General features: G+C 72.1%; 23 protein-coding genes and 1 pseudogene. 11 read left to right on the forward strand and 13 right to left on the reverse strand.

Features of this window, described 5'->3' with window-relative positions:
- Window positions 1-117 precede the first annotated feature (117 nt).
- Window positions 118-2,244: a putative bifunctional diguanylate cyclase/phosphodiesterase gene (locus H4W31_RS17590; protein WP_192772178.1), complete on the forward strand. Its 2,127-nt coding sequence runs from the start codon at window positions 118-120 to the stop codon at window positions 2,242-2,244.
- 182 nt (window positions 2,245-2,426) lie between these two features.
- Window positions 2,427-2,930, forward strand: a complete 504-nt coding sequence (locus tag H4W31_RS17595) for a DUF456 domain-containing protein (protein WP_192767656.1) — start codon at window positions 2,427-2,429, stop codon at window positions 2,928-2,930.
- 51 nt (window positions 2,931-2,981) lie between these two features.
- On the opposite strand, the gene H4W31_RS17600 is transcribed toward H4W31_RS17595, so the two are convergent.
- From H4W31_RS17600 to H4W31_RS17610, 3 genes are all read right to left on the reverse strand, one after another.
- Entirely contained in the window at window positions 2,982-3,497 is a 516-nt protein-coding gene (locus tag H4W31_RS17600) for a hypothetical protein (protein ID WP_192767657.1), read from the reverse strand.
- A gap of 590 nt (window positions 3,498-4,087) precedes the next feature.
- Window positions 4,088-5,200: an XRE family transcriptional regulator gene (locus H4W31_RS17605; RefSeq protein ID WP_318783242.1), complete on the reverse strand. Its 1,113-nt coding sequence runs from the start codon at window positions 5,198-5,200 to the stop codon at window positions 4,088-4,090.
- A complete protein-coding gene (locus tag H4W31_RS17610) occupies window positions 5,197-5,898 on the reverse strand; it encodes a hypothetical protein (RefSeq protein WP_192767658.1) in 702 nt (233 codons plus the stop codon). The genes H4W31_RS17605 and H4W31_RS17610 overlap by 4 nt, the downstream gene beginning before the upstream one ends.
- A 191-nt stretch (window positions 5,899-6,089) precedes the next feature.
- Between H4W31_RS17610 and H4W31_RS17615 the strand changes: the two genes are divergently transcribed.
- Window positions 6,090-6,713, forward strand: coding sequence for a YHS domain protein (locus tag H4W31_RS17615; protein WP_192767659.1), 624 nt, complete (start codon window positions 6,090-6,092; stop codon window positions 6,711-6,713).
- A 14-nt stretch (window positions 6,714-6,727) separates the two neighbouring features.
- On the opposite strand, the gene H4W31_RS17620 is transcribed toward H4W31_RS17615, so the two are convergent.
- Entirely contained in the window at window positions 6,728-8,083 is a 1,356-nt protein-coding gene (locus tag H4W31_RS17620; RefSeq protein ID WP_192767660.1) for a hypothetical protein, read from the reverse strand.
- 85 nt (window positions 8,084-8,168) lie between these two features.
- Between H4W31_RS17620 and H4W31_RS17625 the strand changes: the two genes are divergently transcribed.
- The 4 genes from H4W31_RS17625 to H4W31_RS17640 all read left to right on the forward strand — a co-directional run bounded on the left by H4W31_RS17625 (window position 8,169) and on the right by H4W31_RS17640 (window position 12,868).
- Window positions 8,169-8,435 carry a hypothetical protein gene (locus H4W31_RS17625; RefSeq protein WP_192767661.1) on the forward strand — a complete coding sequence of 89 codons (267 nt, stop codon included), beginning with the start codon at window positions 8,169-8,171 and terminating at the stop codon, window positions 8,433-8,435.
- Between the two features lie 83 nt (window positions 8,436-8,518).
- Entirely contained in the window at window positions 8,519-10,132 is a 1,614-nt protein-coding gene (locus tag H4W31_RS17630) for an amino acid permease (RefSeq protein WP_192767662.1), read from the forward strand.
- Window positions 10,129-11,499 (forward strand): glutamine synthetase family protein, encoded by a 1,371-nt coding sequence (locus tag H4W31_RS17635; protein WP_192767663.1) that lies wholly within the window; start codon window positions 10,129-10,131, stop codon window positions 11,497-11,499. The genes H4W31_RS17630 and H4W31_RS17635 overlap by 4 nt, the downstream gene beginning before the upstream one ends.
- Window positions 11,480-12,868: an aldehyde dehydrogenase family protein gene (locus H4W31_RS17640; protein WP_192767664.1), complete on the forward strand. Its 1,389-nt coding sequence runs from the start codon at window positions 11,480-11,482 to the stop codon at window positions 12,866-12,868. Before H4W31_RS17635 ends, H4W31_RS17640 begins: the two co-directional genes overlap by 20 nt.
- Here the strand turns inward: H4W31_RS17640 and H4W31_RS17645 are convergent.
- Entirely contained in the window at window positions 12,862-13,869 is a 1,008-nt protein-coding gene (locus H4W31_RS17645; RefSeq protein ID WP_192767665.1) for a transcriptional regulator, read from the reverse strand. The two genes, H4W31_RS17640 and H4W31_RS17645, sit on opposite strands and share 7 nt — an antisense overlap.
- A 91-nt stretch (window positions 13,870-13,960) precedes the next feature.
- Between H4W31_RS17645 and H4W31_RS17650 the strand changes: the two genes are divergently transcribed.
- A complete protein-coding gene (locus H4W31_RS17650; protein ID WP_192767666.1) occupies window positions 13,961-15,151 on the forward strand; it encodes an MFS transporter in 1,191 nt (396 codons plus the stop codon).
- 15 nt (window positions 15,152-15,166) lie between these two features.
- Here the strand turns inward: H4W31_RS17650 and H4W31_RS17655 are convergent, their stop codons facing one another.
- The 3 genes and pseudogenes from H4W31_RS17655 to H4W31_RS17665 form a co-directional block, all read right to left on the reverse strand.
- A complete protein-coding gene (locus H4W31_RS17655) occupies window positions 15,167-15,355 on the reverse strand; it encodes a DUF397 domain-containing protein (protein ID WP_192767667.1) in 189 nt (62 codons plus the stop codon).
- An 8-nt stretch (window positions 15,356-15,363) separates the two neighbouring features.
- A pseudogene (locus H4W31_RS17660) lies at window positions 15,364-15,498 on the reverse strand (DNA-binding protein); the annotation flags it as partial.
- A 90-nt stretch (window positions 15,499-15,588) separates the two neighbouring features.
- Complete coding sequence (locus tag H4W31_RS17665) at window positions 15,589-15,867, reverse strand: glutaredoxin domain-containing protein (protein WP_192767668.1); 279 nt, start codon at window positions 15,865-15,867, stop codon at window positions 15,589-15,591.
- A 260-nt stretch (window positions 15,868-16,127) separates the two neighbouring features.
- Here H4W31_RS17665 and H4W31_RS17670 point away from each other — a divergent pair, with 260 nt between their 5' ends.
- The 3 genes from H4W31_RS17670 to H4W31_RS17680 all read left to right on the forward strand — a co-directional run bounded on the left by H4W31_RS17670 (window position 16,128) and on the right by H4W31_RS17680 (window position 18,542).
- Window positions 16,128-16,898 carry a 3-oxoacyl-ACP reductase gene (locus H4W31_RS17670; RefSeq protein WP_192767669.1) on the forward strand — a complete coding sequence of 257 codons (771 nt, stop codon included), beginning with the start codon at window positions 16,128-16,130 and terminating at the stop codon, window positions 16,896-16,898.
- A gap of 79 nt (window positions 16,899-16,977) precedes the next feature.
- A complete protein-coding gene (map, locus tag H4W31_RS17675; protein ID WP_192767670.1) occupies window positions 16,978-17,835 on the forward strand; it encodes a type I methionyl aminopeptidase in 858 nt (285 codons plus the stop codon).
- Window positions 17,832-18,542: a VIT1/CCC1 transporter family protein gene (locus H4W31_RS17680; protein ID WP_192767671.1), complete on the forward strand. Its 711-nt coding sequence runs from the start codon at window positions 17,832-17,834 to the stop codon at window positions 18,540-18,542. Before map ends, H4W31_RS17680 begins: the two co-directional genes overlap by 4 nt.
- 55 nt (window positions 18,543-18,597) lie before the next feature.
- Here the strand turns inward: H4W31_RS17680 and H4W31_RS17685 are convergent, their stop codons facing one another.
- From H4W31_RS17685 to H4W31_RS17705, 5 genes are all read right to left on the reverse strand, one after another.
- Window positions 18,598-19,311, reverse strand: a complete 714-nt coding sequence (locus H4W31_RS17685; protein WP_192767672.1) for a nucleotidyltransferase domain-containing protein — start codon at window positions 19,309-19,311, stop codon at window positions 18,598-18,600.
- Between the two features lie 18 nt (window positions 19,312-19,329).
- Window positions 19,330-19,830: a nitroreductase family deazaflavin-dependent oxidoreductase gene (locus tag H4W31_RS17690; protein ID WP_192767673.1), complete on the reverse strand. Its 501-nt coding sequence runs from the start codon at window positions 19,828-19,830 to the stop codon at window positions 19,330-19,332.
- Window positions 19,831-19,996: 166 nt separating this feature from the next.
- On the reverse strand, window positions 19,997-20,419 hold the full coding sequence (locus H4W31_RS17695) for a ferritin-like domain-containing protein (RefSeq protein ID WP_192767674.1): 423 nt from the start codon (window positions 20,417-20,419) through the stop codon (window positions 19,997-19,999).
- A complete protein-coding gene (locus H4W31_RS17700) occupies window positions 20,419-20,607 on the reverse strand; it encodes a hypothetical protein (protein WP_192767675.1) in 189 nt (62 codons plus the stop codon). Before H4W31_RS17700 ends, H4W31_RS17695 begins: the two co-directional genes overlap by 1 nt.
- Window positions 20,604-21,062, reverse strand: a complete 459-nt coding sequence (locus H4W31_RS17705; RefSeq protein WP_192767676.1) for a hypothetical protein — start codon at window positions 21,060-21,062, stop codon at window positions 20,604-20,606. The genes H4W31_RS17700 and H4W31_RS17705 overlap by 4 nt, the downstream gene beginning before the upstream one ends.
- Window positions 21,063-21,096 lie beyond the last annotated feature (34 nt).

Consider the following 21,096-nt stretch of genomic DNA (forward strand, 5'->3'; position numbering starts at 1 on the left):
CCGAACGCCGTCGGCAGAAAGTCGGGTACGCCGAACGCCGCCGGCAGAAAGTCGGGTACGCCGGGCGGTGCCGAGCAGTCGCGGCCGGGTCCGGGCGAGCGGTTCAGCGAGTCCGGCGTGCACCGGTACGCGGCGTGCTGGGCGGCGGCGGTAGCCCGACTCGGCGGTGTTCCGGCGAGTGCGACCCAGTGGCAGCCGCTGCTGCTGGCGCTCACCGTCCGGCTGGCTCGGGCGGCGGTCGCCGAGCCGTTCGTCGCCGAGCCGGCGTACGAGGTGGGTCAGGCCATGGTCGACGGCGACCTCGTCGATCCCGGAGTCCTTGACTGGGCGGTGCGCAGCCTCGGCGACCAGTTCCCGGCCCTGGTGCTGCCGCCGACGGTTCACGCCTCGACGGTGGCGTCGCGGATCCCGGCGTTGCAGGGGGCACTGGCGGCCGGGTTCGCCCAGGCGCTGCGGACCCGGACGTTCAGTCAGCAGGAGCGGATCGCCGAGGACGCCCAGGCAGCGCGGGACCGGGTCGAGTTGGCGCTGCGGGACAGCGAGGCACGGTTCCGGGCGGTCTTCGTCGACGTCGCGATCGGGATCGGCATCGCCGACGTCGACGGACAGGTCATTGACGTCAACCGGTCCTTCGCGGAACTGCTCGGCTACTCCGTACCGGAACTACGCGAGATCAACGTCTCCACGCTGTTCTACCCCGACGACGTGGCCGGGATGTGGGAGCTGTACCAGGATCTGCTCGCGGGCCGGAAGGACGCGGTACGGGTCGAGAAGCGCTACCGACGCAAGGACGGCAGCGCGGTCTGGACGGATCTGGCGGTCTCGTTGGTCCGGCACGACGACGGTCGACCCCGGTTCACGGTGGCGGTGGTGGAGGACATCACCGAGCGGCGCGAGTTGCAGCAGCGGCTGCGCCACCAGGCGTCCCACGATCCGTTGACCGGGCTGCCGAACCGGGCCCTCTTCTTCGACCGGCTCGCCGAGGTCTTCGCCGGGGCCCAACCCGAGGCCCGCGTCGGACTCTGCTTCCTCGACCTCGACGGCTTCAAGGCGATCAACGACAGCCTCGGCCACGATCTCGGCGATCGTCTGCTGGTCGCCGTCGCCCGCCGCCTCGCCGACTGCGTGGCCGGGCAGGGACACCTGCTCGCCCGGATGGGCGGCGACGAGTTCGTGATCCTGATCAGTCAGAACGCCGGATGCCGGGCCGTGCGGGCGGTGGCGGAGGCGGCGCTGGCGGTGGTCGCCGAGCCGGTGCAGCTCGGCGACCAGGAACTGTCGGTGACAGCGAGCATCGGCATCGTGGCCGGTCCGATCGCGGCCACCACCGCCTCCGAGCTGATGAAGGCCGCCGACGTCACCCTCTACTGGGCCAAGGCGGAGGGCCGGGGGCGGTGGGCGACCTACGACCCGGAGCGTCGAGCCCGGGAGCAGGCGAAGTCGGCCCTGGTCGTCGCGATGTCCGTGGCGCTGGAGCGGGACGAGTTCACCGTCGACTACCAGCCGATCGTCACGCTGGCCGACGGATCGATCTGCGCGGCCGAGGCCCTGGTCCGCTGGCGGCATCCCGAGCGGGGACTGCTGGGTCCCGACGAGTTCATCGGCCTGGCCGAGGAGACCGGGATGATCGTCGAGCTGGGCCGCTGGGTACTGACGCGTGCCTGCGAGGCGGCCAGCCGCTGGCTCCGGGACTTCCCCGACGTCCGGCTGGTGGTCAGCGTCAACCTGGCGGCCCGGCAGGCGGGCGATCCGAGCATCGTCGCCACGGTGTCGGAGGTGCTGCGCCAGACCGGCCTGCCGGCCGACCTTCTGCAACTCGAACTGACCGAGAGCGCGGTGATGGCGATCGCGGGCGAGCCGCTGCCCGCGCTGCGCCGGCTCGCCGCCCTGGGCGTACGGCTGGCGATCGACGACTTCGGCACCGGGTACTCCAACCTGGCGTACCTGCGCCGGCTGCCGATCCACAGTCTGAAGCTCGCCGGTCCGTTCGTCGACGGCATCCGGTCGAGCGATCGGCAGGGGCTGGTGGACGGCCGGATCGTCGACGCGTTGGTACGGCTGGCGCACGCGCTGGGCCTGTCGGTGACCGCCGAGGCGGTGGAGACGGTCGGGCAGGCCGACCAGCTCCGGGCGCTGGGCTGCGATGCCGCCCAGGGCCGGCACTTCGGTCCGCCGGCTCCCGAGAGTGAGATCACCCGCCGTCTGGCCATCCGGGCGGACAACCGACGGGAGCCGGTCTCCTGAACCGCTCCGCTGGACTGAGCCGGGCCGTCGGGGTGAGCCGGGCCGTCGGCCCGGTCGGGTCCGCCGGACTGGGCCGGGTCGCCGGCGTGCGCCGGGCCGTCGGCCTGGGCGGATTCGGCGGCGTGACCGGCGTCGGTGGTTCGGTGCGGGTCGACCGGCGTCGGTAGGGCACCCTGTAGGGCGTGGACATGACCGACTCCGATGGACTGGTGACCATCCTGTGTGGCGTGACGATCGTCATCGGCGTCTGCGGGGTGATCGTGCCGATGATCCCCGGGCTGATTCTGTGCTGGCTGGGCGTGCTGGTCTGGGCGTTCTTCGGCGACGGCGCGGGAGTGGGCCGCTGGGTGGTGCTCGGCCTGGCCACCGTGATCACCCTGCTCGGGACCACCGTCAAGTACCTCTGGCCGGGCCGCAACCTGAAACGCAGCGGGGTGCCGAACCTCTCCCTGCTCGCCGGTGGCGTGCTCGGCATCGTCGGATTCTTCGTCGTACCGGTGGTCGGGCTGGTGCTCGGGTTCGTCCTCGGGCTGTGGCTGGCCGAGCTGGCCCGGCTCGGCGAGGCCCGGCTCGCCTGGCCGTCGACGAAACACGCGCTCCAGGCGGTCGGGCTCGCCCTGCTGGTCGAGCTGGCCGCGGCGCTCAGCATCACCGGAGTCTGGCTGGTCGGCCTCGTGCTCACCTGAGCGTCCGACGGCCCTTCCCGGGCATCGTCGGGGCGCGTCGGAAGATCGTGGTCACCGGGACGTCGCGGGGCGGATCCGGATCGGTGTCGCCGGTACGTGCACGTGCTGCATTCCACCCGGGCCCTCCACGTAGCCCGAGCCGCTCCAGTTCGCCGCGCCGGTGACGAACGAGCCGGCGTAACCGCGCAGCTCGGCGGCGTACCACCGGGGTTCGCCGTCGCAGGCCTGAGGTTCCAGGTAGCCGAAGGCGGCCGTTTCGACGCCGTCCACGAGCTGCCGTACGCCGAGGTCGACGACCCCACGCTCCGGCACACCGTCCGGGTACGGCCCGCAGCTGTACCGCCCGACCAGTACGACGACGTCCGGTGTGTCGCCGAGCAGCGCGTAGCGGGCGGTGATCGTGAGTCCGGTGGCGGTGGCGGTGGCGGTGGCAGTGGAAGTGGCGGCGGTGGCGTCGGTCGGGGAGGGCGACGCGTCGGTCTGGGCGGTCGCCGGAGTGGCCGGGCCGGCCAGCCCCGCCAGGGCCAGCCCGAACCCGGCGAGCAGCCGTGGCAGCATCCTCGTCATCTCGGTGTCCTCTCGTCGGCGCCGCCCGGGGGTGCGGGCTCCGGCGCGGCAGCGGGTCGCGGTGCGAACGTGATCGCACATCGTGATTGAGACGGCACGCTAGGCCAGCGCGGCGTGCGGCGCTCGGAGAAGGGCGACGCGCTGGGACATGCTGCGACTACCGACATGCTGCGACTACCGACATGCCGAGCAGAGGGATCACCGTCGACGTCGACCGGGAACCACTCACACGTTCGGCCAGGGCAGTGGTGCGGCGGCGCGGGGCGGGCGTCGGCACGGTTGCCGCCGTACCCGATGAGAGAGAGGTGACCGCGCCCCGCGCCGTCGCGATGGCCGGGTCGTCCGAGGACCCGGCTTCGGGCCCCGCTTCGGGGCCCAGATCCGGCCAGCCGGACCGGCGCGCCGAGATCGCGCGCGAAGTCGTCCGATCAGGCCAGGAAGCTGACGCGCCGCAGTCGGCAGCGGCACGCGGTGTAGAACTCCTGCCATGTCACGCCTAGAAGGATGCGGGTCGGCGAGGGCCGCCGGCAAGGCAATTACCGACCGGGGGTCCGGTCCCCGGATGGCGGGTGGCGAGCCGTACGGGAAGCTCAGCCGGCCGTGAGATCCAGCTCGGGGACGCGCTCGGTGGCGGCGGCCACCACGGTGTGCGCGAGCCCCAGCGGCAGCGCAGCCGAGGTGGCCAGGCTTTCGATCGTGACCTGCTGCTGGTCGAGCAGTTCGACCGCCTTGCCGAGCAGGGACGGCGCCTCCCGGGGCCCGAGGTCGCCGGGTTCGGGGTAGCCCCACTGGGCGAGCAGGCCCATCCCGCGCCGGTACGTGTGCTCCCGGTAGACGCCCAGGTCGTGCCCCCGGTAGACCAGCGCCTTCAGGCTGACCCCCCAGCGGCGCTTCAGTTCGTGCAGCCGGTCGAAGTCGAGCCGGGCCGGCAACTCGTCGCGCAGTACGGCGCTCGGAGCCAGGAACTCGGAGGCGAACGCGGTGGCCTGGCGCTCCAGGAGCTGGCTGCCGGGTTCGGCGTCGTGGTGCATCAGCAGATGGCCGAGCTCGTGCGCGGCGTCCATCCGGGACCGCGCCTTGTCGTCCTTGGCGGGGTTGAGGAAGACGAACGGGCGCTGGCCGTACCAGTGGGAGAACGCGTCCACCCGCTCGGAGACGTCGGGCAGGGCGAGCACGATCACCCCGGACGCCTCCAGCAGTCGGACCATGTGCGGTACCGGAGCCGCACCGAGGCCGTACGACTCCCGGGCGGTGGTGGCGGCCACCCGTACGTCGTCGGGACCGGCGGGTTCGGCCAGATCCAGTTGCGGCAGCCGTAGCCGGGGCAGCCGCAGGTGCCGTTCGGTCACCTCGACCACCCGCCAGGCGATCTCGCCGAACGACTCGGCCTGGTCCCGCTCTGCCTGACTCGTCGTCCGCAGGCTGCGGAAGTGCGCCTGCCCCGGGGTGACGGGCGGCGGGAACCCGGCGGCGAAGAAGTCGACCGGCATCGACAGCGCCAGCGCCAGCCGGGCCAGTACCGCCGCCGAGGGACGCGCCTGGCCCAGCTCGTACTGGCTCACCGCCGCCGCCGTGACCCCGATCTGCCGGGCGAGCTCGTTCTTCCGCATCCGCCGCCACCGGCGGGCCAGGGCCAGGGTGTGCGGGGCGAACGCCGCAGCGGCGGCAGCAGCGGGAACGGGCGGTCGGAGTCGGCCCGTCACGCGGACCGTCCGGCCGACCGGCCGGATCGTGGTGCGAGGTCGCGCGCTCCGCCGACGGGCAGGGTCCGGAGCTCCAACTCGGGAATCGGGAACTCGTCGTGCCGGGGCTGCGGCACCGGGCCGTCGACCACCGGCAACGCCTGGCCGGACGTGGTCGGCTCACCGAACCAGAGCAGCACCTCGAACCAGGGCGAGCCGCCGTCCCGGTTGTCCCGGGGCAGCCCGACGTAGGCGACCGCCTCGCCGGTGACGATGTCCCCGGTGTGCGCGATCCGTATGTGTCGTTTCGGCGGCACGACCCCGGCGAACACCTCGGGGAACTGCCCCTCGTCGTCGAAGGCCAACTGCCGGTCGCGGCTGTTTTCCACCGCGCCGCCGAGCCGGGCCTCGCTGCCCTCCCAGCGGATCGACTCGACCCCGCCCTGGAGCGAGTAGAGCCGTACGACGTAGCCGGCGGAGAGGATCTCCAGGGAGTTGTCCTCGACCCGGACCCGTACCCCGTCCACCCCGGCGAACTCGGCCTGGCCCAGGTGTACGAGGTTGCGCCAGACGGTGGTGCCGAAACTCATCGCGTCGTCGCCGAGCTCCGGCTCGTGCCGGTCCGCCGCCCGTCGGTACACCTGCTGGATCAGCCGGCCCAGCCGGTCCAGCACGCCCCGCTCGTTCAGCACCGCCACCGCGTCGCCCAGCAGTCCCATGCGGGAAAACCTAGCCGATCCACCGGTTGATATTGCCGAAATCAAGTGCCGACACGCCACGGACCGGTGCCCCTTGCGACCGCGATGAGCGATTGCCCCGACAGCCGCGATGAGCGATTGCTCCCGACAGCCGGTTGTGAGCGATCTGGCAGACCTGATCGGCAGGCTGCCGGCAAGGAGGTACTCGGGACATGATTTTTGTCGAACTCACCACGGCCAAGGGCAACCTGGATCCGGAGCAGCGGCTGCGGGTGGCCCAGCGGATCGGGTCGATGCACGAACTGAGCGGTGGCGCCGAGGTCCAGCCCGGCACGGCGGAGGTCTTCCGGTCGATGTTCCAGGTCGTGATCCACGAGCCGGAGGTGTGGGTGGTCGGCGAGGAACCGCTGGCGCCGGCCGATCCACCCCGGTACGTCGTCCGGGCGTACGTGCCGGCGCCGTGGCGCAAGGAACTCAGTCAGCCGCTCATCGCACACGTGACGAAGGTGGTCTCGGAACTGGGTGCCGGCGACGACCGGGCGGAACCGGGGCGCGAACCCGCCGTGCTGGTGCTGGTGCTCGGCATCTCGGAGGGCGCCATCGGTCTGGACGGGGTGCCCCGGACCTCCACCGACCTGGTGGAGATGCTCGGCGAGCCGTACCGGAACGATCTCGCGGCCGGCAGGGCGGTGAAGGATCCGCTGTGCGGAGTGATCGTTCCGTTGAACGAGAACGCCGTCACCCTCGACCTGGACGGCACCCGGTACGGCTTCTGTTGCTCCGGGTGCCGGGACACCTTCGTCGCCAGACGACGCGGGGAGGGCGTGCGGGTGTGACCCGGGCGGGCGGCTCAGCTGTCCCGGATCAGCCCGAGCGCGGCGTCGCGACCCAGGCGCCTGCCCCCGTCGTACGCGGTCCGGTAGTCATCCGGACCGAGCAGGGCCGGCAGGTCCCGGGTCAGCCGGAGCACGTCGGGATTTCGGGCGCTCGGCCCTCCGGAGAGGGCGTGGGCGGCACCGAGGATCCGTGCCGCCCGCTCCGGCCGTCCGGAGTGCCGGAGCAGGTCGGCCACGCCCACTCCGACCATGGCCACCATCGGCAGGTCGGGCATGGTGACCGCCAGGGCGTACGCCTGGCCGAGGTGTCGAGCGGCCGCGTCGAGGTCACCGGTGGCGACGGCATGCCGGCCCGCTCCGGCCGAATACAACACCCGGTACGCCGGATCGCCGTCCACACCGGCCAGCGCGAGTTGGTGTGCCGCCTCGCGCAGGTCACCGTCGTACCGGGCCAGGTCTGCCAGGGTCAGCCGGGCCAGCGCGATGTGCCGGATCGACGGGGCCTGGTCGAGCACGTCCAGCAGGTCGGCGCGGGCGGCCGTCACGTCGCCCGCGTCGATGCGGACCATCGCCGCCCAGATCCGCTGGTCGGCGTCGGTGCCGAGGACCCGGAGCAGGGTCATCGTCTCGTCCAGCGCGGCGACGGCCTCGTCGAAGTCGCCGGCGGACAGCGCGGTGGAGGCCAGGGACATCAGTGACAGCGCGAGGCCCCAGCGTTCACCGGCCACCCGGAAGCCCTCGACGGCGGTGCCGAGTGCCTGACGGCCGTTGTGCGAATCTCCCTCGGTGCCGAGCAGGAATGCCCGGACCAGCCAGAGCATCGCCCTGGTCCAGGGGTCGGGGTGGGTCAGGTACCCGTCCAGTGTGGACAGCCCGGCGCCGAACTCGCCGCCGACCAGCGCGAGGAGCGCCCGGACGAGGGCGGCGGTGGGCCCGGACCCGCGTACCGGTCCGGCCACCGCCGCCGCGTCGGCCAGGTCGCCCGCGAGCATGGAGCTGATCAGGAAACTCGCCACCGCCTCCAGCCGGATCTGCTCGGGTACCGGGCCCGGCACCGCGAGCGCTCCGCGCAACCGGTTCGCCGCCTCGGCATGATCGCCGTGGATCGTCCAGAACTGTCCGAGGGCCGCGCCGAGCCGTACCGCCGTCTCGGCGTCACCGGCCTCGACGGCGAAGCGCAGGGCGGTGAGCAGGTTGTCGCGTTCGGCACTGAGCCGGGCGATCCACGGCAACTGACCGGACCCGCGCAGGTGCGGCGCCGCCCGTTCGGCCTGGTCGAGGAAGCACCTCGTGTACGCGGTCCTGGCCTCGGGAAGCCTGCCGGTGGCGGCGAGCCGCTCCAGCCCGTACGCGCGGATCGTTTCGAGCATGCGGTACCGGCCGTCGTCGTACTGGAGCAGGGACTTGTCGACGAGGGCGTGCAGGAGGTCCGGGCCGATCCCGAGGTGCTCGGCGGTGGACGAGGTCAGGCTCGCCGGGAAGACCGCGAGCCGCGCGGCCGCCTCGCGTTCCGGCTCGGCGAGCAGATCCCAGCTCCAGGCCCGGCGCGCTGACCACCCGGCCAGGGTCGAGGGCGAGCCGGATCAACAACGCGCGCAGCCGTACGCCGCCGATGGGCACCGGCGTTCCGTTCGCCAGCACCTCCAGCGGGCCCAGCACCCCGATGCGCATGCGATCCACTCTGCCACCGACACGCCGGTCGACTTCGGCGTGATCGGTTGACGTGGATCTCCGGCCGGCGGACGATCTCGGATAGAAGTGGCGGAGGTCACAGTCTTCATCCGGCACGGTTGAAGGAGACACTGATGAGCGCACCTACCCAGCCGAGCGGTACGCCAGCCGCGCCGGAGGTCGGTCTCGACGAGCAGCGCCTGGCACAGCTCGGCTACCAGCAGGAACTGCGGCGGAAGCTCTCCGGGTTCTCCAACTTCGCGGTCTCCTTCTCGATCATCTCGGTCCTGGCCGGCGCGATCACGTCGTACGGCATCGCGATGACCGCCGGTGGCCCGATGGCGATCACCCTCGGCTGGCTCCTCGTCGGCGGGATGGTCACGCTGGTGGCGCTGGCGATGGCCGAGATCTGTTCGGTGTACCCGACCGCCGGGGCGCTGTACTGGTGGGCGGCGGCGTTGGCCAAGCGGAACAAGGCGGCCTGGGCCTGGTTCATCGGCTGGTTCAACTTCCTCGGCGAGGTGGCGGTCACCGCCGCCATCGACTTCGGCGCCGCGATCACGACCTCCGCGTTCCTGAGCCTCACCTTCGGCCTGGAGGTGACGCCGGAACGAACCTTCGTGGTCTTCCTCGTGATCATCGTCGCGCACGGCCTGCTGAACACCTTCGGGGTCAACCTGGTACGGGTGCTCTCCGACGTGAGCGCCTGGTGGCATCTCGTGGGCGTGGCCGTCATCGTCGGGGTGCTGGCGATCGTCCCCGACCAGCACAAGCCGATCTCGGAGGTCTTCTTCGAGGTCCGCAACGCCACCGGCTTCGACTTCACCGGCGCGGCCGTCTACGCCGTACTGGTCGGTCTGCTGATGGCCCAGTACACCTACACCGGGTACGACGCGAGCGCGCACGTCGCCGAGGAGACCCACGACGCCGCCCGGTCGGCACCCCGGGGCATCGTGATGTCGGTGGTGGTCTCGGTGGTCGCCGGGTTCTTCCTGCTGTTCGCGATCACCTGGTCCATTCAGGACTACGACGCGCAGCGGCAGACCGAACTCGGACTGCCACCGGCGCAGATCTTCATCGACGCGGCCGGCGAGGAGCTGGGGTTCTTCCTGCTGTTCATCTGCGTGGTGGCGCAGTTCTTCTGCGGGATGGCCTCGGTCACCGCCAACTCCCGGATGACGTACGCCTTCAGCCGGGACGGCGCGCTGCCCGGTTCGCGGATCTGGCGCCGGGTCAACCCCCGGACGGGTACGCCGACCAACTCGATCTGGCTCTGTGTCGTCTGTTCGACCCTGCTGGTGCTGCCCTCGCTCTGGAACACCACCGCGTACCTGGCCGCCACCTCGATCGCGGTGATCGGCCTCTACATCGCGTACGTCGGGCCGGTGTTCCTGCGCCGCCGCAGCCCGGACTTCACCCCGGGCCCGTGGCACCTGGGCCGGTGGAGTCCGCTGGTCGGCTGGCTGGCGATCGGCTGGGTGGGCGTGATCTGCGTCCTCTTCGTGCTGCCCACCTCGGCCCCGGTCACCGCGTCGAACTTCAACTACACGATCGTGGCCGTGGTGGTGGTGCTCGGCGCGGCCTGGCTCTGGTGGGTGCTCAGCGCCCGGCACTGGTTCACCGGCCCCCGCCAGAACATCGCCCCGCATCCGGAACCCGAGCCCGAACCGGAATCCGGGTCCGAACCCGATCCCGAGCCGGAATCCGGGTCCGGGGCCGACGCCGTCAGGCCGGGGGAGGGGCGTTGACGCCCCGGCTCCCCGCGCTCACCGTGGAGGAACTGCGGGTGGCGGTGGACGGCGGTGAGATCGACACGGTGGTGCTGGCCCTGGTCGACATGCAGGGCCGGCTCCAGGGGAAACGGTTCCACGCGCCGTACTTCCTCGCCGAGGTGCTCCGGCACGGCAGCGAGGGCTGCGACTACCTGCTGGCGGTGGACGTCGAGATGAACACCGTCGACGGGTACGCGATGTCGAGCTGGGAGCGGGGCTACGGCGACTTCGCGATGGTTCCCGACCTGAGCACGCTGCGGCGGGTCCCCTGGCAACCCGGTAGCGCGATGCTGCTCGCCGATCTCGCCTGGCTGGACGGCTCCGGTGAGGTCGTCGCCTCGCCCCGGCAGATCCTGCGCCGCCAGCTCGACCGGCTCGCCGCGCACGGGCTGACCGCGTACGCCGGCACCGAGCTGGAGTTCGTGCTCTACCGCGACACGTACGAGGACGCCTGGCGTCGGGGCTACCGCGAGCTGACCCCGGCGAACCAGTACAACGTGGACTACTCCCTGCTCGGTACCGCCCGGGTCGAGCCGTTGCTGCGACGGATCCGGAACGAGATGGCCGGCGCGGGCCTGACCCCGGAGAGCGTCAAGGGCGAGTGCAACCTCGGCCAGCACGAGATCGCCTTCCGGTACGCGGACGCGCTGACCTGCGCCGACAACCACGTGGTCTACAAGAACGGGGCGAAGGAGATCGCCGCCCAGGAGGGGATGGCGATCACCTTCATGGCCAAGCCGAACGAGCGGGAGGGCAACTCCTGCCACGTGCACTTCTCGCTGCGTACGGCCGACGGCTCCTCGGCGATGCTCGGCGACGGTCCGGCCCAGCTCTCCGACACCGGGCGCCGGGTGCTGGCCGGGCTGCTGGCCACGATGTGCGACTTCAGCCTCTTCTTCGCGCCGAACGTGAACTCCTACAAGCGCTATCAGCCCGGGTCGTTCGCGCCGACCGCGCTGCGCTGGGCCAGCGACAACCGCACCTGTGCGCTCCGGGTGGTCGGGCACGGTCAGGGCATGCGGGTGGAGAACCGGGTACCCGGGGCGGACGTCAATCCGTACCTGGCGATCGCGGCGCTGGTGGCGGGAGCCGTACACGGGATCGAGGCCGACCTCGACCTGGAACCTGAGTTCATCGGCAACGCCTACGTCGACGGGTCCGCCGCCCGGGTGCCGTCGACGCTGCGGGACGCGCTCGTCCGCTGGGACGACTCGCCGCTGGCCGCGGCGGCGTTCGGTGCCGAGGTGGTCGCGCACTACGCCAACCACGCGCGCGTCGAACTGGCCGCGTTCGACGCCGCCGTCACCGACTGGGAGCTGCGCCGTGGCTTCGAACGACTCTGACCCGGCCGCCCCGGTCACCGAAGTGGTGAACCCGGCGACCGGGCTGGTGGTGGCGACGGTGCCGGCGACCGGTGCCGAGGAGGCCGACGCGGCGATCGACCGGGCGGCCCGGGCGTACGGGTCGTGGCGGGAGGTGGCGCCGGGAGACCGGGCCCGCCTGCTGCGCCGGTTCGCCGCCGAGGTCGACGCGCACCGGGAGGAGCTGGCCGAACTCGAGGTACGCAATTCCGGGCACACCATCTCCAACGCCCGGTGGGAGGCGGGCAACGTCCGGGACGTGCTCGACTACTACGCCGGGGCACCGGAGCGGCTGACCGGCCGGCAGATTCCGGTACCCGGCGGGTTGGACGTCACCTTCCACGAGCCGCTCGGCGTGGTCGGGGTGATCGTGCCGTGGAACTTCCCGATGCCGATCGCCGGCTGGGGCTTCGCGCCGGCGCTCGCCGCGGGCAACACGGTGGTGCTCAAGCCGGCCGAGCTGACGCCGCTGACCGCGATCCGCCTCGGCGAGCTGGCTCTCGACGCCGGGCTTCCGCCGGACGTCTTCACCGTGCTGCCGGGTCGGGGCAGCGTGGTGGGGGAGGCGTTCGTCGCGCATCCGGCGGTCCGGAAGATCTGCTTCACCGGCTCGACCGAGGTCGGTACCCGGATCATGGCCGGCTGTGCCGCGCAGGTGAAACGGCTGACCCTCGAACTGGGCGGCAAGAGCGCCAACCTGGTCTTCGCCGACGCCGACCTGGAGCGGGCCGCCGCGACCGCGCCGTACGCGGTCTTCGACAACGCCGGCCAGGACTGCTGCGCCCGGTCCCGGATCCTGGTCCAGCGTCCGGTGTACGACCGGTTCCTGGCCCTGTTGGAGCCGGCCGTGCAGGCGTTCCGGGTCGAGGACCCGGCGCTGGACACCGCCGAGATGGGTCCGCTCATCTCGGCCGGTCAGCGCGCCTCCGTCGCCTCCTGTGTCGACGGTGCCGAGGTGGCCTTCACCGGCTCCTGTCCCGAGGGCCCCGGCTTCTGGTACGCCCCGACAGTGCTGCTGGCCCGGTCGCCCGCGCAGCGGCACTGGCGGGAGGAGGTCTTCGGCCCGGTGGTCTCGGTGCTGCCGTTCGACGACGAGGCCGAGGCAGTGGCGCTGGCCAACGACACCGAGTACGGCCTCTCCGGCTCGATCTGGACCCGGGACGTGGGCCGGGCGATCCGAGTGGCCCGGGGCGTGGAGTCCGGCAACCTGAGCGTCAACTCGCACTCGTCGGTGCGGTACTGGACGCCGTTCGGCGGGATGAAGCGCTCGGGCCTCGGCCGGGAGCTGGGCCCGGACGCCCTGCACGCGTTCACCGACGTCAAGAACGTCTTCATCGCCACCGGTCAGTGAATGGGTGGTGACTGCCGAGGAAGACCGGACGGGTCGGCGTCCCGGTGCTGGGCGCCGACCAGTAGGTCCCCGGCGGCAGTACGGAAGTAGAGCACGGAACGGCCGGACCGGCGGCGCCGGACGAGCTGGGCGTCCAGCAGGACCTGGAGGTGACCGCCGACCGAGCCGTAGCCGTACCCGGTGAGCGCGACGAGCTGGGTGGGACTCTTCGGCGAGTCCAGCAGCGTCAGGATGCCCGCCCGGACCGGTCCGAGCAGCCGGCTCAATGCCCGGGGCGGTTGGCGATCGGCCGGGTCGGCCAGGATCCCGGTGCAGGGGTAGACGATCGAGTGCCGGTCCGATCCGGCCGAGCCGAGCCAGCCCCGGTGGTTGGTACTCGGGATGAACAGCAGTTGCGCCCCGGCCAGGTCCTTCGCCGGCAGGTCGTAGTTGTTGACCTGCAACCGGCCGTCGCCGAGCCACCGCATTCCCGGCCTCATCCCGTCGAGCGTGCTTGCCCAGCCGCCGGAGCTGAGCTGCTGGGTCCGGGACACGATGTCGGCCTCCAGGATGCGGCGGCGCCGCGACCAGTCCGGTTCCACCGTCCGGGTCCAGATCCAGCCGAGCAGTTCCGCGGCCCGATCCGGCAGGTCCGGCACCGCCAGCTCCGCCGGCAGCGGTGCGGCCGGCCCGCCGTCGAGTTCGGCCCGGGCGGCCTCGGGCGGGGTGGCCCGGACCCGCGCCAGCTCGTCGGCGAACGTCTCCTCCGGTCCGGCGGGCGGTGACGTCAGGAAGTCGGCCACCCATCTCGGCCGGAAGGCGGCCCGCACCAGCGCCCGGGCGAACGGATCGGCGGCGATCCGCTCCCGGTAACCGGGAGCGTGGGTGGCCAGCCAGTCCCGCTGCCCGGGAACGACGATCCCGGTGTTCAGCGACTTGAGCGCCGAGACCGTCTCGGCCAGGGCGGAGACGGCGAACCGGCTCCGGGCCAGTGCGTCCGTACCGATCCGCCAGGTGCCCACCGCGCGCCTCCCCCGGTTCCGTGTGCCGACGACCTCTCGCGTACAGCCGAAAAGGTATCTTGCCGGGGCGGCGCTCCCCAGACTCCTGCGCATGCACACCTATCGGGAGTTGTTCCGGGTCCGCGAATTCCGGCCGCTCTTCGCGACGGTCTCGCTGCTGACCGCCGCGCGTACCGTCACGGGGTTGGCGCTCGGCACCCTGGTGTACGCGGCCACCGGGTCGCCGCTGCTCGCCGCGCTCAGCCTCTTCGGGTCGTACTTCGCCCAGGTGCTCGGCGCGGCGACGCTGCTCAGCGTCGCGGACCGGGTGCCGCCCCGGGCCGCCATGGTCGCGATCGCGGTGTTCGCCGGGCTGAGCACCCTGATGCTGGCACTGCCGGGCATGCCGGTCTGGGGAATCTTCTGCGTGATCGGTCTCCAGGGGCTGGTCGGCTCGGTGGCCGGCGGCGTCCGCTGGGGACTGCTCGGGGAGATCCTGCCTGGCAGCGGGTACGTCCTCGGCCGGTCGGTCTTCAACATGTCCCTCGGCGTCACCCAGATCACCGGGTTCGCCACCGGTGGGCTGCTGGTCGCGCTGACCTCGCCCCGCCAGGTACTGGTGATCGGCGGCGGGCTGACCCTGGCCGGTGCGCTCACCGCCCGGCTGGGCCTCTCCCGGCGCCCGCCCCGGGCCACCGGCCGCCCGTCGGTGGGGCAGACCTGGCGGGTCAACGCCGAGCTCTGGTCGATGCCGGGCCGCCGGCACGCGTACCTGGCGATGTGGGTGCCGAACGGCCTCGTCGTCGGCTGCGAGGCGATCTTCATCCCGTACGCGCCCAATGCGGCGGGAGTGCTCTTCGTGGCCGGGGCGGCGGGCATGCTCGCCGGGGACGTACTGCTGGGCAGGTTCCTTCCGGCCCGGTGGCGGGCCCGGACGGTCACGCCGCTACAGCTGCTGCTCGGGGCGCCGTATCTGCTCTTCGCCCTGTCACTGCCGTTGCCCGTCGCCGCGGTCGCGGTCGCCGCCGCCTCGTTCGGTTTCGGCGGCGGGCTGCTGCTCCAGGAGCGGCTGATCGAGTTGACCCCGCCGGAGCTACGCGGACAGGCGCTCGGCCTGCACTCGGCCGGCATGCTGACCTTCCAGGCGGTGGCGGCGACGATCGCGGGCGCCGTGGCGGGCTGGCTGCCGGTCGGTCTGGCGATGGCGGTGATGGGGGCGCTTTCGCTGCTGGTGGCGCTCTATCTCACACCTCGGCTGCGCCGCCGGGACCAGGTTCCCACGCCCGAGCCGGTGCCGGCGTGACCCCCGCTGCCCCGATCAGCCTCGCCGGGCACTTCCGACGAAGGCCCGCCACGCGTCGGCGTCGAAGGCCAGCTTGCCGCCGTCGGGGTCCTTGCTGTCCCGGACCAGTACGACGTCCGGCAGGTTGTCGGCCACCTCGACACAGTTGCCGCCGCTGGAGCCGCTGCGGGTGGACGTCCGCCAGTTGGCGCCGGTCACATCCATGGCTGCGGTTCCACCGCCGAGACCATCGACGCGGAATAGTGAGCGATCTTGCCGTACTCCTCCTGGCTCAGCCCGCCGTCCGTGCGCATCCGCCGTAACTGCGCCCGGATCAGATCTGCGGTGAGGACGAGCTTCCGGGTCACGGTTCCTCCACAGTGCTCCCGATGCCTGCCGAGATTGAGTAGTCCTGCGGACAGCAGACTGTCACCGGCAGAACGCGGAGCGGAGGAGGCTCAGGCGCGGCCGGAAAGCAGGTGTGGGGCGTGCTCGCGGACGGCCGCCAGCAGTTTGCGGACCGACGGGTTCACCATCGGCCGGCCCGCGACGGTCACCGTCGGCACGGTCTCGTTGCCGTCCGCCACCGAGCGGACGAACGCCGCCGCGTCCGGATCCTTCCAGATGTTGACCCTCGTGTACCGCAGCCGGCTGAAGAGCAACAGGAACATCAACTTCATGCAGTACGGGCATCCGTGCCGCCAGTAGACGACCACGCCCTCCCGGTCCTCGGTCATGGCGCTCCTCCACTGTCGGCCTCTGCTGTCGGCCTCTGCTGTCGGCCTCTGCTGTCGGCCTCTGCTGTCGGCCTCTGCTGTCGGCCTCTGCTGTCGGCCTCTGCTGTCGGCCTCTGCTGTCGGCCTCTGCTGTCGGCCTCTGCTGGTCGGAGCGTAGCCGAGACCGTCCGGATCCAGACCTGCCGATCTGGTCCTCGACCACCGCCGACGGGTCGGCGAGGATGCCGGGAACGGTGGTGATCCGGAAGGGGAGTACGGCGATGACAAGTGATCGACTGACCGGGCGGGTGGCCGTGGTGACCGGCGCCGGCAGCGGGATCGGGCTGGCCACCGTACGCCGGCTCGCCGCCGAGGGGGCCCGGGTGGTCTGTGTCGACATCGCGGCCGTACCCGGGCGGGCCGCCGCCGACGAGGTGGACGGCGAGTTCGTGGAGTGCGACGTGGCCGACGAGGCGGCCGTACGCGATCTCTTCGACCAGGTCGCGGCCCGGCACGGGCGGATCGACATCGCGTTCAACAACGCCGGCATCTCGCCGCCGGACGACGACTCGATCCTCGACACCGGCCTGGACGCCTGGGAACGGGTGCTCCGGGTCAACACCACCAGCGTCTACCTCTGCTGCAAGTACGTCATTCCGCACATGCTGCGCCAGGGCAAGGGGTCGATCATCAACACCGCCTCGTTCGTCGCCCTGATGGGGGCGGCGACCTCGCAGATCGCCTACACCGCGAGCAAGGGCGGGGTACTGGCGCTGACCCGGGAACTCGGCGTGCAGTTCGCCCGGCAGGGCATCCGGGTCAACGCGCTCTGTCCGGGGCCGATCGGTACCCCGCTGCTCCGGGACCTCTTCGCCAAGGACCCGGAACGGGCGGCCCGCCGCCTGGTGCACGTCCCGATGGGGCGGTTCGGCGAGCCGGCGGAGATCGCCGCCGCGGTGGCGTTCCTGGCCAGCGACGACGCCTCGTTCATGACCGCCGCCCAGTTCGTGGTCGACGGGGGGATCACCGGCGCGTACGTCACCCCGCTGTGAGGTTGTCCGGTGCTGTCCGGATGTCGTCCGGGTCACCGAAGCGTGAGCACTTCCAGGGGCCGACGTTAGGCTGGAGGCCATGACCGTCCGTGCGCCGTTGACTCCCGGCACGCTCTCCCCGTGGCGCCAGGTGCCGCCGCAAATCGTCCGTCCCGAGTACGTCGGCAAGAAGCGGCCGAAGGAGTGGCGTGGCTCGCACGTCCAGTCCGCCGAGACGATCGAGAAGATGCGGGTGGCCGGCCGGATCGCTGCCCAGGCCACCCAGCTCGCCGGGGAGAACTGCAAGCCGGGCGTCACCACCGACGAGATCGACCGGGTGGTGCACGAGTTCCTGGTCGACCACAACGCCTACCCGTCCACGCTCGGTTACAAGGGCTTCCCCAAGTCCTGCTGCACGAGCCTGAACGAGGTGATCTGCCACGGCATCCCCGACTCGACCGTGCTGGTGGACGGCGACATCATCAACGTCGACGTCACCGCGTACCTCGACGGGGTGCACGGGGACACCGACGCCACCTTCTGCGTCGGCGAGGTGACGGAGCCGGCCCGGCTGCTGGTGGAGCGGACCCACGAGGCGATGATGCGCGGCATCCGGGCGGTCGTACCGGGTCGGCAGATCAACGTGATCGGCCGGGTCATCGAGTCGTACGCCAAGCGTTTCGGCTACGGCGTCGTCCGGGACTTCACCGGGCACGGCATCGGCGAGGCCTTCCACAGCGGGCTCTACGTGCCGCACTACGACAGCCCCCGGCCCACCGACATCATGGAGCCGGGAATGACGTTCACCATCGAGCCGATGATCACCCTCGGCACCCACGAGTACGACATGTGGGACGACGGCTGGACCGTGGTGACCAAGGACCGGCGCTGGACGGCACAGTTCGAGCACACCATCGTGGTCACCGAGGACGGCCACGAGATCCTCACCCTGCCGTGACGGACGCCTCCACCGGGGTCAGCGAACACCACCACGCGGACGTCTCCGGCGGCTGGCTGCGGCCCGCCGTCTTCGGTGCGATGGACGGTCTGGTCACCAACATCGCCCTGATCGCCGGCGTCGGCGGGGGTGGCGCCGAGCCCCGGAACATCGTGCTGACCGGATTCGCCGGTCTCGTCGCCGGGGCGATCTCGATGGGGCTGGGCGAGTACACCAGCGTGCAGTCCCAGAACGAGCAGGTGGCCGCCGAGGTGGCCAAGGAGCGCCGCGAACTGGAGCGGAATCCGGCCGGCGAGGCCCGGGAACTCGCCGACGCCTGGGTGCAGCGCGGCCTGCCCCGCCAGCTCGCCGAGCAGGTGGCGGACGCGCTCCGGCGCAACCCGGAGGAGGCGCTCCGGGTGCACGTCCAGGAGGAACTGGGCGTCGACGTCGACGAGCGGCCCAGCCCGTGGACCGCCGCCTTCTCCTCGTTCATCTGCTTCTCGGCGGGCGCCCTGGTGCCGCTGGCGACGTACCTGCTGGGGTTCTCCAGCCTGTGGCTGGCGTTGGCGGTGGGCGGTATCGGCCTGTTCGTCGCCGGTGCGCTGGTCGCCCGGTTCACCAACCGAAAGTGGTGGATCAGCGGTGGCCGGCAGCTCCTGCTCGGCGCGGCGGCGACCGTCGCGACGTATCTGGTCGGCCGGCTGATCGGGGTCGGCGTCAGCTGAGCCCGGGTGATCCGGTCCGGCGGAGGCCCGGCGCCGTGCCGGAGGCCGGGGACCCTCAGTCGCCGAACAGGTCGGCGACCGTGCCGTCCACCGGGCGACCTCGGGCGGCCAGCTCCGTGGCCTGGTCGCGCAGCACCGTGCCGAGTTCGGTCATGTCGGCGCCGGCCAGGCCGGTCCGGATCACGGCGTCCGCGTCGGTCCGGAAGTAGGTGCGGGTGAAGAGGCCGACCACGGTCGCCGCGGCCAGTCGGGCGGCACCGAGCATCAGCAGCGCGGCGTCGATCTGGTACCACTGCGCCAGCCACACCGCCCGGGTGTGCGCCGCGAACCCCCGGCACCACGCCTGCCGGGCGAGCGAGGTGAACTCCGCCGGCCGGGCCGAGGCCAGCCGGCCCAGGTGCGCGTCGCGCAACGCCGGCAGCCATCCGGTGGGGTCGTGCAGCGGCTTCGTGCTGACGTACCGGTCCGCGACGAGCGGCCACGACGCCGAGAGGGTACGCGCCTGGGCCAGGTAGTCGTCGGCGCCGACCGGAGCGAGGTCGACCAGCACCCCGTCCAGCCGTCGGGTGGCCGGCCGTGGTCCCATCCCCGGTCGGTAGGTGACGGCGACGAGGTTCACGTCACTGGTCTCGTCGTCGTCGCCGTGCGCGAGTGGGCCGTACACGCCGATCGCCAGGATGTCGGCCGGATACCGTCGGCGGGCCTGTCCGGCCACCTGCTCGGCGAGCAGCCAACGGGGATTGACGAGGTACGGGTTCTCCTCCGACATCACGCCATTGTCGTGGATCTACCTCTGGTCGGGCAGGGTCGGATCGAGTCGGAAGATGCGGATGTCGCGACCACCTGCCCGGCTCACGTAGGTCTGGTACGCCGGCCACTCGGCCACCAGCAGCTGCCACAGCCGGTCCCGCTCCGCACCTTCGACCAGTTGGGCCCGGACCGGTATCCGGTTGCCGGCGACGGTGACCGTGGCGGCCGGCTCGGCGAGCAGGTTGAGTGCCCAGGCCGGCTGCTCCGGTCGACCCCAGTTGGACCCGATCACCACGTAGCCGTCGCCGTCCGGTACGTAGAGCAGCGGGTTGGCCCGGGGCTGTCCGGACCGGCGCCCGGTGGTGGTGATCAGCAACGACGGGAGCAGCCCCAGCGCGACCACCCGACCCCGGGTCAGGCGCGCGACCAGGCGGTCGGCGGGGACCAGTAGCGGGGTGCAGGCGGCGAACCAGCGCCGGTGGCCGAGCCGGCGGACGAGCCTGCCGGGTACGGAGACCGGTCTACCCTGAGTGGACATCGCCACAGTCTGCCGGCTGCCCGGTCCCGACGACACCACCGATCGGCGCGCGGTGCCGGGCACGGGTCGGCCGGAGGCTGATCGGGCCGGCGACGAGAGGCTGATCGGGCCGGCGGTGAAAGACTGATCGGCCCGGCGGTGGAAGGCTGATCGGCTCGGCGACGGATCAGGCGGGCCGGCCGGGGAACGGCACCGTGGCCGGGGTGACCCCGGCGGCCCGCCGCCACCTGGTGGCGCGTACCGCGGTGTCGGTGAGCCCGTTCAGCGCGCTGGTCCGCTGCGCCCCCTCCGTGGTCGGTAGGGCGGCCCGCCACACCGCGCCGGTCCGCTCCTCGACCTCGACCGCCAGCCGGAGCGCACTGGCCTCGTCGGTAACGGGGAACGGCAGGGCGTACGCCGGGGCGGCCGGCGGAGGGGTGCTGCCCTTCCCGTTCAGCAGCAGGATCAGGCTGTCCCGGCGACTACGGTGTGCGGCCTCGGCGGACCGGGCCTGGGCAGCCCCGTCGCCGTCCAGGTGCACCCCGATCGGCCCGTACGCGTAGATCGCGGCGTGTTCAGCGGCCAGCGCCGCCGCCAGTGCCTCGGACATCAGGCCGCCCTTCCCGTCCGCCCGACGGCGACCGTCGTCCGGTCCACGGTCGTCGTCAAAGCCGTGGTCGTCGTCAAAGCCACGGTCGTCGTCAAAGCCACGGTCGTCATCCGGTCCGAGGTCGTGCTCGAATCCGTGGTCGTCGTCGGCGTCCCGGTCGGCCGGGTCCTGGCGTGGCGCCCGGTCATCGGACCACCTCCAGGTGGCTGGCCCGGGCCGCGGCGATGGACCCGACCAGCGCGGATCGGTTGGCTGGCGCCTCGGTGCACGCCTTCGCGGCGGCCTCGCGGCCCTGCTGCTCGGCCTCCCGTAGCTGCGCCAGGGTCGCGGCGGCGGTTCCGGCGCCGGAATCTCCGGCGGGCGCCGAGGGCGTGGCGGTACCGGGCAGTGTCGTCCGGGTGACCCGGGCCAACTCCGCGGCGTGGGCCCGATGGGCCTCGGCGACCGGACCGAGCCGGTCCGCCAACTCCGGGAACGCGGCGATCGCCGCGTCGTAGCGGGCGGCGAGGTCGAGCGCCCCGCCGATCAGTGGCGCGAGCGGGTCCGGGGCGGGCGGTGGGTCGGGCTCGTTGTCGAACAGGCCGCATCCGGTCAGCGAGCCGGTGGTGCCGACCAGCGCCACCAGGGCGGCTGCTCGCACCACATCGCGTCGGGATCGCCCCGCCGTCCCGTACCTC

The sequence above is a fragment of the Plantactinospora soyae genome, from assembly GCF_014874095.1.
Classification (GTDB): Bacteria; Actinomycetota; Actinomycetes; order Mycobacteriales; family Micromonosporaceae; genus Plantactinospora; species Plantactinospora soyae.

Excerpts from the sequence above, each read along its gene's own strand:
- H4W31_RS17600 (WP_192767657.1), bottom strand. The coding sequence starts at position 3,497 with ATGACGAGGATGCTGCCACGGCTGCTCGCCGGGTTCGGGCTGGCCCTG.
- H4W31_RS17610 (WP_192767658.1), bottom strand. The coding sequence starts at position 5,898 with ATGGGACTGCTGGGCGACGCGGTGGCGGTGCTGAACGAGCGGGGCGTG.
- H4W31_RS17615 (WP_192767659.1), top strand. The coding sequence starts at position 6,090 with ATGATTTTTGTCGAACTCACCACGGCCAAGGGCAACCTGGATCCGGAG.
- H4W31_RS17620 (WP_192767660.1), bottom strand. The coding sequence starts at position 8,083 with ATGCTCGAAACGATCCGCGCGTACGGGCTGGAGCGGCTCGCCGCCACC.
- H4W31_RS17630 (WP_192767662.1), top strand. The coding sequence starts at position 8,519 with ATGAGCGCACCTACCCAGCCGAGCGGTACGCCAGCCGCGCCGGAGGTC.
- H4W31_RS17650 (WP_192767666.1), top strand. The coding sequence starts at position 13,961 with ATGCACACCTATCGGGAGTTGTTCCGGGTCCGCGAATTCCGGCCGCTC.
- H4W31_RS17655 (WP_192767667.1), bottom strand. The coding sequence starts at position 15,355 with ATGGATGTGACCGGCGCCAACTGGCGGACGTCCACCCGCAGCGGCTCC.
- H4W31_RS17665 (WP_192767668.1), bottom strand. The coding sequence starts at position 15,867 with ATGACCGAGGACCGGGAGGGCGTGGTCGTCTACTGGCGGCACGGATGC.
- H4W31_RS17670 (WP_192767669.1), top strand. The coding sequence starts at position 16,128 with ATGACAAGTGATCGACTGACCGGGCGGGTGGCCGTGGTGACCGGCGCC.
- map (WP_192767670.1), top strand. The coding sequence starts at position 16,978 with ATGACCGTCCGTGCGCCGTTGACTCCCGGCACGCTCTCCCCGTGGCGC.
- H4W31_RS17685 (WP_192767672.1), bottom strand. The coding sequence starts at position 19,311 with ATGTCGGAGGAGAACCCGTACCTCGTCAATCCCCGTTGGCTGCTCGCC.
- H4W31_RS17690 (WP_192767673.1), bottom strand. The coding sequence starts at position 19,830 with ATGTCCACTCAGGGTAGACCGGTCTCCGTACCCGGCAGGCTCGTCCGC.
- H4W31_RS17695 (WP_192767674.1), bottom strand. The coding sequence starts at position 20,419 with ATGTCCGAGGCACTGGCGGCGGCGCTGGCCGCTGAACACGCCGCGATC.
- H4W31_RS17700 (WP_192767675.1), bottom strand. The coding sequence starts at position 20,607 with ATGACCGGGCGCCACGCCAGGACCCGGCCGACCGGGACGCCGACGACG.